A 9993-nucleotide genomic window follows, 5' to 3' on the forward strand; every position below is an offset into this window, starting at 1 on the left:
CCTGAGAAGAAACTCGATAATGAATTTGAATAGTACTTATGCTGAGATTAATCTTGGTTATCTCGCTGAAAATTTGATAAAAATTCAGAAACAGGTTGCGCCCGCAGAAATTCTGGCCGTTGTCAAAGCGGATGCCTATGGGCATGGTGCTGTTCCTGTTTCCAGAAAACTTCAGGAGATTGGCGTCAGAAATTTTGCGGTCGCCAGACTTGCTGAAGCGATTGAACTTAAAACTGCCGGTATCAATGAAAATATATTGATATTTGGCGGTCTTATGCCCGAGGAAATTGAAGAATGTGTCGCTCGGGGAATTATAACCACGCTGACCAATGATGAAAACTATCAAGATGTCTGCCGTGCGGCGCAGAAATTATCAAAAACCGCGCGCGTTCATATCAAAATTGATACAGGAATGGGACGCGTCGGTTTTCCATTTGAAACGGCGGTCGATTCGATTCGGACTATTCTAGAAAATCCACGGATCAGCGTAGAGGGAATTTACTCGCATTTTGCGACGGCAGATTCAAAAGAAAAATCTTATGCTTTTGAGCAATTGCGTCGATTTTGGGAAGTCAGAAACAGTGTTCGGGAATTCTGTTCAAATCCGCCGAAATTTCATTTGGCCAACAGTGGCGCTATTCTGGACATTCCGGACGCTTACTTCGATATGGTTCGTCCGGGTATCTGTCTATACGGACATTATCCGACAAATGAAACGACCGAGTCGATTCATCTAAAACAGGTCATGACACTGAAGACCGTTGTATCGCAGATTCGCATGGTGTCCAAAGGAACGCCGATCAGTTATGGTTGCCGGTATGTCACCGAAAAAGATACGCGGATTGCAGTTCTGCCGATCGGCTACGCGGACGGAATTCATCGAACTTTTACGAATAAAGGTCAAGTGATGATTCGAGGAAAACGATATCCAATTGTCGGAGCAGTGACGATGGATCAAATCATGATCGATCTCGGCGATTCCGACGTGCGGGTTGGCGATGTCGTGATCTTTTGGGGAAATACGCCGGAAGGAGTTTTACAAGCTACAGAAGTCGCCGAACGCGTCGGTACAATTTCCTATGAATTGTGCTGTTCGGTCAGCAAGCGCGTTCCGCGAATTTATATAGATGAGACGGATAATTGAATCGGATAATGAAGCCTATAGAAATGTCTGGTAAAAAGTGTTTCATCTTGTCAGTAAAATTCTTAGTTTAGAGCGGAGATGGAAAAATCACGAATCAACAAAATCAGGATCGAACTTCATGAGTTTCCTGTTGATCAATCAGCGACCTAAATCGTTTTAGGAACAAGAAATGTTGATATAGGAGTGTCAATGAAAAAGGAACAGAAGAAATTTTCAGTTAGCGTCATCGTTCATTTGACCGATGCGCTTCCGTACGACATGAATGGATTTGCACACATTCTGAATTCGATTGTCAATCAATACACATTGCCGGAAGAATTGATCGTTATCGATGAGCGGAAAGCGGAAAAGTCACAATTTGAGATTGGCTCAGTTTCAACGATTGTCATCAAGGGCAATTTTAAGAATCAATCTGAAAAAGTGAACCATGCAATTAAAAAATGCACATCCAATTATGTGTTATACATTGATAATTCGGTCGATGAGATCCGGTTAAAACGCTCGTATATCGACACGGCGATGTTGATTGTCGAAAAATATCCCAATTTCGGAATGTTATACGCCGACTACGATCTGCTAAAAGATGAAACTCGCAGGGAAATTCGTCTTTTGAAACATCACGCGGGGCGATTGCGTGATAATCAGGACTTCGGCAAGGTATTCTTTTTCTCGAAGGATGCGCTCAAATCGGTCAAACTGTTTGACGAATCATTGAAATACCGGGCGCTTTATGATATTCGTCTGAAGTTATCGGAAAAATTCGACATTGTTCACGTTGCAAACAAAGTCGCGGGTTCACTCTATGAAGTCGTCGCGGAAAGCAAAGCGCACAACGTGTTCGACTATTTGTTGGTAGGAAAAGCAGTTAATCGGGAAGCAGAAGCGGTTCTGACGAAACATTTGCAGAGAGTTGGCGCTTATTTAGAACCGGGAAAGGGCTACCATAAACGTCCGGAACCTTCAAAAGATGCCCAATTCGTTGTGTCAGTGATCATTCCGGTCAACCGTCGCCCGGAATTTATCGAAACCGCATTATCGTCGGTTTTTCACCAGACGGTTCAGGACATTGAAGTCATCGTCGTTGTCAACGGTGGAGATGACGATCCAACGATTCAGGAAGTTCGGAAGTATATGCCGGAAGGTTCTCTATATGATGAAACAAAGCCATCCGTTCGACTGGTTGTCGCTGATGTTAACAACATTGGTCTTTCGCTGGATTTCGGTGTGAAGATTGCCCAAGGAAAATACTATGTCCAGTTAGATTCTGATGACATGCTTAAACCCGATGCCGTCGAAAAAATTATGAAAGTTTATCAATCTGACGAAAAAATAGGAATGGTGATTGGTTCGTACGAAGTTTGGGAAAAGAGGCCGAATGGCGAATTTATCCGAATGGAACAGATTCCCATCGTGACGCACGACGAATGGACGGAAGAGAACGGTCGCAACAATCTTTTGCACATCAACGGAGCTGGCGCGCCTCGCTCGATTCCGATTCAGATTATCAAAGAGATGGGCTACTTTGGCATCAATGACGAACCATACGCGCAGAACTACGGCGAAGACTACGATCTTGTCATGAAAATCAGTGAAAAATATCGCATCGTGCGCGTTTGGGATCCGATCTATGAAGTTGTTCGGCATTCAGGTGGCACGGATCACAGCATCGATCAACAAACGATTGACCGCAATGATGAAGCGAAAGATTATATGCGATTGATCGCTGTCGGACGAAGACAGAAATTGAATGCTAAATAAGGTTAATGGGCTTGATGGATATTGGATTGTAAAGCAAAGGAACGTGAATGGATAAAGATTTTTTTTTAATTGGAATCGACGGCGGAGCGACGAAAGTTAACGGTTGGTCAATTAATGTTCTCGATGGGGGCAAATTTTTCTCTCTCGGTGAATTTAACGCCATAAAATCGTATCGTGAAATTCCCGGCTATATAGAGAATTTTAAACCGGTAGACATCAATACTCAGCTCGCAGGATTAGCCAGTGGCAATATCGTTCCGACCAACGAAGAAGTAACGCAAGGCAAAACCTACACGCAGGCGGTCGCTCAGGTTATCGAAAGCATCGTCCGAAAAAGTGGGAAAAACCGTATTCTGCTGGGCATCGGAATGCCCGGTTTGAAAACCAAAGACGAGCGCGGGATCGGCGCAATGGCTAACGGACCGCGCATTGTCCGCTACGCAGAAGACATTGAATCTATTTTACAGAGTGCAGGAATCGAGTTGGTTGAGCCGATTTTTCATATCGGCAGTGACGCTTATTATTGTGGGCTTGGTGAAGAATTTGCCGCAGAAGGTCAATTCCGGAATGCGGAGAATTCCTATTATTTGGGCGGGGGAACAGGTGCGGCGGATGCGATTAAACTTCGCGGCGAAGTCGTGGCGCTCGATCAGATCAAGGACTGGTTTATTAAAGCGTGGGAAATGAAAAGCGATGAGAACCGGTCGGTCGAGAAATATGTCAGTTCTCGCGGAATTCAGTCTATTTATGCCGATATCGTTCAGAGAGATATTACACAGATCGAAGAGCAGAAAATCTATCCGTCCCAGATTCGCGAACATGCACTGGCAGGAGAACCAGCCGCTTGCGAAGTTTTTCAAACGCTTTCATTGCATATTGCTGTTTTATTATACGAACGAATAACGACGCTTTATTGCGGTTGGCAAGGTCTTTTTCAATTTGTTAATCCGAAACGCGCGACTCCGTCAAAAACGCATCCTTATCACAAGTCATTGTTTGATAGTCTGATTATCGGGCAACGACTCGGTGACCTTTTTGAAGAGTGCAGAAATGACAAATTGCTGTGGAATCCGATGATGCGGCAATTATCCAGATTGATTGCTCAATCGACCTGTCTGGATGAACCGGCAAAGCAATATTATCTGGCAAACGGTCAATTCCGTACAGAATTGTTTAAAATTTCAAAATTAAGGGAAGCCCCAGCCATCGGCGCTGGCATCGATGCTTATCTAAAAAGGAGAAAATAGTGCTTACGCCCAATTCAATTCCAAAAAAAGAGCCGTTTATTTCCGTCGGAATCGTTTTACCTGAAGATAAATTTTCATCTATCGAAATTCAACTGCCCAGTTCTCCTGAATATTACTTGGTCAGCGATGGTGAACAGTGCCAAGTGCTTAAACCAGAAACTATCGTGAAATTCAACCTGCAGGATTCTACGATCGAAGTTATCATCAATGGCGAGAAATATGGCGAGGACAGGATATGGAAAATTGATCCGCTCGTCAAACCGGTTCCGATTTACAACCATGCAGGGATTCGAGTGAAAAAGGTGATTGCCGGTCGCGGATTTCATTGGGAAAAGAATATCGACGTGTTTTTGTCTGGTTCAATGGAAGTCCGGATATTCGACTCATCGCTGATTATGATCAACGAAGTACCCATCGAACAGTATTTGATGTGTGTGGCAACTGCCGAGATGGGCGCCGCCTGTCCACCTGCGTTAATTGAATCGCAGACGATTGTCGCTCGCAGTTGGATGCTTGCAAATGTCGAAATGAAACATCGAGCGCTTGGGATGGACGTTTGCAACGACGATTGTTGTCAGCGCTATCAGGGAACGACGAATCTCTCAGATCGGTCCATCAGAGGGGCTTTGGCAACGGCTGGGCAGGTATTGATGTTCGGCGGAAAAATCTGCGACACGCGTTATTCCAAAAGTTGTGGCGGAATAACCGAAGCATTTGAGAATATTTGGAATGGTAACGTGGTTCCGTATATCCAGCCAATCATTGACGCGCCGGAAGGTTTTTCACATCCATCTTTGCCACTCGATTCCGAAGAGAAGGTTCGCCTTTGGATTGAATCGTCACCGGAGTCTTTTTGTAGCCCATCGGTTGTCCCAGAAAAGGAGTTGGTGAAGTATCTTGGAAATGTCGATGAAGAAGGGGAATATTTTCGGTGGAAGTTTCGGTATACGCAAAAACAGTTGACGGCTTTGCTTAACCTGAAGTTGAATCTTGATGCGAAAAATATTCACAGGATTGAACCAATCAAACGCGGCGCTTCCGGACGCTTGGTTCTTGTGAAAGTAATTTTTGAAGACGGCTCGGGTTCGATTCGGGAGCGGATGATAAAAGATCAATATGTCATTCGGGAAAGTTTTCATGAAATCTTTTTGTACAGTTCGGCGTTTGTTATTGACACAGAAGGCGAATCGGAGATTCCGGATGTCTTTATTCTGAAAGGTGCAGGTTGGGGGCACGGTGCTGGATATTGTCAGATTGGAGCGCTTGGCATGTCCTTAAAAGGATATGCGACAGAAGAAATACTGAATCATTATTACCCGGGTGCAAAACTAAATAAAATCTATTGATAATTGTTAGGAACGTTCATTATAAATAATTCAGAACGGAAGGTTTATTATGTCGGAAAAGGAATCGGCGAAAAAAGACTATAGAAATCCGTGGGCGTGGGTGCCATCGCTCTATTTTGCAGAAGGTATTCCTTATGCCATCGCCATGACCGTTTCCGTAATTATGTACAAAACCATGGGCATTTCCAATACTGTTCTGGCTTTCTGGACGAGCGTACTGTATTTGCCATGGGTCGTTAAACCGCTCTGGAGTCCGTTTGTAGACATCATCTCGACCAAACGGAACTGGGTGTTGATTACTCAGATTTTATTGGGAGGTTGTTTCATCGGTGTCGCTTTAGTGGTGCAATTGCCGCTGTATTTTACTCTGACACTGGCAGTTTTGTGGCTGGTAGCGTTCGCGTCGGCCACACACGATATTGCCGCCGATGGTTTTTATATGATTGGTCTGAATGAACATCAGCAAACCTGGTTCGTCGGCATCCGCAGTACTTTTTACCGGATTGCCATGATCGTTGGGCAGGGGCTGATTGTTATGCTGGCCGGTTTTATTCAAAGTCATACCGGTCTTGAACCGGTCAAGGTTACCGCCACAGCTGTACCTGCCACGGAAATCGTTCGGGTCGTTGATGAAGGTAATCTGCCGATGCTAAGCGATTCCGGCAAGACGTATATCGTGATTATCCCGGCCGAAATCAAAGTACCGATTTACGACTCTGCTCGTCCGGATAACGATTCGGCCAATGTTTTCATCAGGTTGTCTGCGCCGCCCGAACAGGGCAAGAAGGTGACGGTCAACTTTGGTCGAAAAAAAGGGAGCAAGGACATCCTTTTAGCGACGGCCGGGCGGCTTGATTTTACAACTGAGAACTGGAATAAACCGGTCAAAGTGACTTTAAAAGTCGATCATCGGCTAAAAGAACCGAGCAGATCGGAATTTGAGGCGACAGCCGGTAATACGCCGTTCAGCTGGGCGGTTTCATTCGGGGCTTTGGGCGTTATTTTTCTGCTATTCGGTTTGTATCATAAACTGATGTTGCCGAAAGGACTGGAAAAGGTTACAATTAAAACTAAAGAACTGACCAGCGGATGGCTGGCAGTGTTTTCCAGTTTTTTCCAGAAGAAAGGCATCGTTTCCGGGATTTTTTTCCTGCTGTTCTACCGCTTAGCCGAATCGCAGTTAGTTAAAATGGCCTCGCCTTTCATGTTAGACAGACAGGAAGCCGGTGGTCTGGCTTTGACAACCACGCAGGTCGGATTTGTTTACGGGACGGTCGGATTGATCTGCCTGACTATTGGCGGTATCCTCGGTGGAATAATCGCATCCCGTGGTGGATTGAAGAAGTGGGTGCTCTGGATGGCGCTTTCCATTAATATTCCGGATCTGGTTTATGTTTATCTATCGTCTGTTCAACCGGATAATTTTCTGATCATTACGATCTGCGTGGCGATAGAGCAACTCGGTTACGGTTTCGGTTTTACCGGCTATATGCTATTTATGCTATACATGGCGGAGGGTGAATTTAAGACTTCGCATTATGCCATTGCAACAGCCTTTATGGCGCTGGGCATGATGATTCCGGGTATGATCAGCGGGAAGTTGCAGGATCTGATGGGTTACCAGACTTTCTTCCTTTACATAATGATCTGTACGATTCCGAGTTTTCTGGTGGCCGGATTAGCGAACATCGATCAGAATTTCGGGAAAAGAAAAACATAGAAACCGGTAATTGGTTTTTTTCTAACAATGTTTTATTTAAATGCATTTAGATCATTCACAAAGTAAATGAGGCCAAAATTTGCAGGATTCACAACTCGGTTTCCAGACAATTGATTTTCTGATAGTTATTCTATATCTGGTGATAGTAGCGATCGTCGGCAGTTTTTCGGGCGGGAAACAACGAAATGTTAAAGACTATTTTCTGGGTGGATCGAATATTCCGTGGTGGGCAGTCGCCTTTTCGATCGTCGCCGCCGAGACGAGCACGCTGACGTTTATTAGCATCCCGGGACTGGCTTATATGACGAATCTGAATTTCCTTCAGGTGACTATTGGCTATCTTATTGGAAGAATTGTCGTCAGTTTCATGTTTTTGCCAGCGTACAAAAAAGGCGAACTCGTCACGGCGTATGCTTTACTTGAAACGCGTTTTGGGCGCAGTACGCGCAGTTATGCTTCGATTGTTTTTCTCTTCACTCGTGTCGCGGCGGACGGCGTACGGCTGTTTGCAACGTCCATTCCGCTGGCGATTATTTTTCGGACATTCCCAGCATTTGCGAATTATTCCAATATCGACATCTACGCTATTTCAATTGTCGTGATCGCGTTAGTGACGATGATTTACACTTACACCGGCGGAGTAAAGGGAATCATTTGGGTGGATGTTCTACAGATGCTGATTTTCATTGGCGGCGCTCTTCTGGCGCTGGGAATCCTGTTGAAACGAGTACCGGACGGATTTTCAGCAGTCAATCTGTTTTCCGGCGAGACGAACAAATTTTCCATTATCAATTGGGGTTTTTCCGACGGAATACGCGGCTTTTTTGCGAAGCCATACACGCTGATCGGCTCTCTGCTCGGCGGCGCATTTCTCTCGATGGCTTCGCACGGAACCGATCAACTCATCGTTCAGCGACTTCTGACGACAAAAACGGTCAAGGACAGTCAGAAAGCGCTTATCACCAGCGGAATCATCGTCATCTTCCAATTTGCGCTATTCCTGCTGGTTGGTCTGATGCTGTTTGCCTATTATCAGGGCGCCAAAGTCGGTGGAGCGGGCATCCTGTTTTCCAAACCCGACGAAATTTTCCCATACTTTATTATTCATAATTTACCGACCGGAATTCGCGGTTTCATCATTGCCGGACTGTTCGCGGCGGCGCTATCGACTCTGGCTGGCTCTATCAGTTCGCTTTCCTCATCGGCGATGATGGATTTGTACAAACCGTACTTTGGCAAAGCCAACGATCCGGCGCGCGATTTGAAAATCTCGCGAATTCTAACGATTTTCTGGGCGGTGGTTTTAACTGCGGTCGCATTTTTATTTATCAATATTCTGCAGTCGGTTGTTGAAATCGCGTTGAGTATTGCTTCGATCACATACGGCGGATTGCTGGGCACGTTTATGCTGGGTGTTTTGTTTAAAAAGCCGGACCAGCGGGACGCAATTTGGGGCTTTTCCGCGGGGATTCTGGCGATGCTGTTGTTCATCGTCTTGCCGTTTATTCTGGGGCGTCCGTCGGTAGTTTACTGGACGTGGTACACGCTGATCGGTTGTGCCGTGACACTGATCGTTGGAAATCTATCGGCGTCTATTTCAAAAAGAATACTGACGTCCAAATGAAGTAAGAAAATGAAAGGCCGAGCGATGAAAAGACTCATCCTCTGTTTTGTCGTTTTCTGTTCGCTCGGTAGCGCGCAGGAATCTACATTCCAAAATTCAAAAATATTTCATCTTAAAGCCAAAAGCGACACGCTCGATTTTCACACCGGGTTGGATTTGCTGATCGAGAATCGGTTTTCGACCATCCGGAATAAGAAAATCGCCGTCATCTTTAATTCCGGGAGTTACGACCGGAAAAATCGTCATACAGCGGACGTTTTTCGGGATGAATGGGAAGGTGCTGTTGTATCATTTATCGAATTACCAGAGTCGGTGATGCCAGAGAAGGACGGAGATTCGCCTTTCTCCAATGTTTCATCGGATTCCGGTTCGAGACAGATGACGGTTTCCCGCAGTCTGTCCGATCTGGATGCTGTCGCTTTGAACGACTGCGATATCATTGTCTGGGATGTTCAGGATATTGGTTTGCGGGAATCGATGGCTGTATCGGCGTTAGCAAAAGTGATTCGGTTGAGTGCGGATACGCGAAAAGCGTTACTGATTTTAGACAGACCAAATCCTTTGACTTCATCGATTGTCGAAGCGCCGATTTCGATGCGTTCACCTGCGCTAAACGGATGCGCGATTCCGTTCCGTTACGGTGTGACGATCGGTGAACTAGCGTTGATGATGAACGAAGAAAATTGGCTGAAAATGGCTAAACCTGCGCGGCTGTTCATCATTCCGATGGCAAATTACCGGCGGACGATGTGGTACGATGAAACGGGAATGAATTGGCACTTACCGCTGAAAAATATCCTGACGGTTGAGACACTTTTATCGTATGCAACGGGTATTTTTGCCTTTCAGTCGAATATCAACATCGAAACCGGCTCCTCTTTTCAATATGAAATCTTCGGCGCTGAATGGATTTCTCCTGATGAACTGCTGGCCGTGCTCAACTCGCAAAAAATTAGCGGCGTTGAATTTACTAAAACCGGATATTTACCGGATGGAATTCCTGATATCGTCCGAGCCCAAACAAGCAACGAACAGAAGCAAATAAGGATTCGCTGGATCATTCGCGACCGGAATTTGTACCGATCTTCGACCGTTGGCGCAGTTACGGTAGGATTGATCGGTCAACTCTATCCGCACCGGTTTCAGTGGGCGAA

7 protein-coding genes are annotated in these 9993 nt (G+C 45.5%); all 7 read left to right on the forward strand.

Annotation, left to right across the window (positions count from 1 at the left end; translation table 11 throughout):
* The first annotated feature begins 19 nt into the window (after positions 1-19).
* Positions 20-1144 (forward strand): alanine racemase, encoded by a 1125-nt coding sequence (gene alr / locus COT43_01450; protein PIS30668.1) that lies wholly within the window; start codon positions 20-22, stop codon positions 1142-1144.
* A gap of 258 nt (positions 1145-1402) precedes the next feature.
* The gene (locus COT43_01455) at positions 1403-2902 is read left to right on the forward strand and encodes a glycosyl transferase family 2 (protein ID PIS30673.1); all 1500 of its coding nucleotides are present in this window, start codon (positions 1403-1405) and stop codon (positions 2900-2902) included.
* 47 nt (positions 2903-2949) lie between these two features.
* Entirely contained in the window at positions 2950-4149 is a 1200-nt protein-coding gene (locus tag COT43_01460) for a hypothetical protein (protein ID PIS30669.1), read from the forward strand.
* Entirely contained in the window at positions 4149-5495 is a 1347-nt protein-coding gene (locus COT43_01465; protein ID PIS30670.1) for a hypothetical protein, read from the forward strand. Before COT43_01460 ends, COT43_01465 begins: the two co-directional genes overlap by 1 nt.
* Before the next feature lie 163 nt (positions 5496-5658).
* Positions 5659-7215 carry an MFS transporter gene (locus tag COT43_01470; GenBank protein ID PIS30674.1) on the forward strand — a complete coding sequence of 519 codons (1557 nt, stop codon included), beginning with the start codon at positions 5659-5661 and terminating at the stop codon, positions 7213-7215.
* A gap of 79 nt (positions 7216-7294) precedes the next feature.
* On the forward strand, positions 7295-8839 hold the full coding sequence (locus COT43_01475) for a sodium:solute symporter (protein ID PIS30671.1): 1545 nt from the start codon (positions 7295-7297) through the stop codon (positions 8837-8839).
* Between the two features lie 9 nt (positions 8840-8848).
* A partial coding sequence (locus COT43_01480) for a hypothetical protein (GenBank protein ID PIS30672.1) occupies positions 8849-9993 on the forward strand: 1145 nt, incomplete at its 3' end.

It is taken from the genome of Candidatus Marinimicrobia bacterium CG08_land_8_20_14_0_20_45_22 (assembly GCA_002774355.1).
Taxonomy (GTDB): Bacteria; Fidelibacterota; UBA2242; order UBA2242; family UBA2242; genus 0-14-0-20-45-22.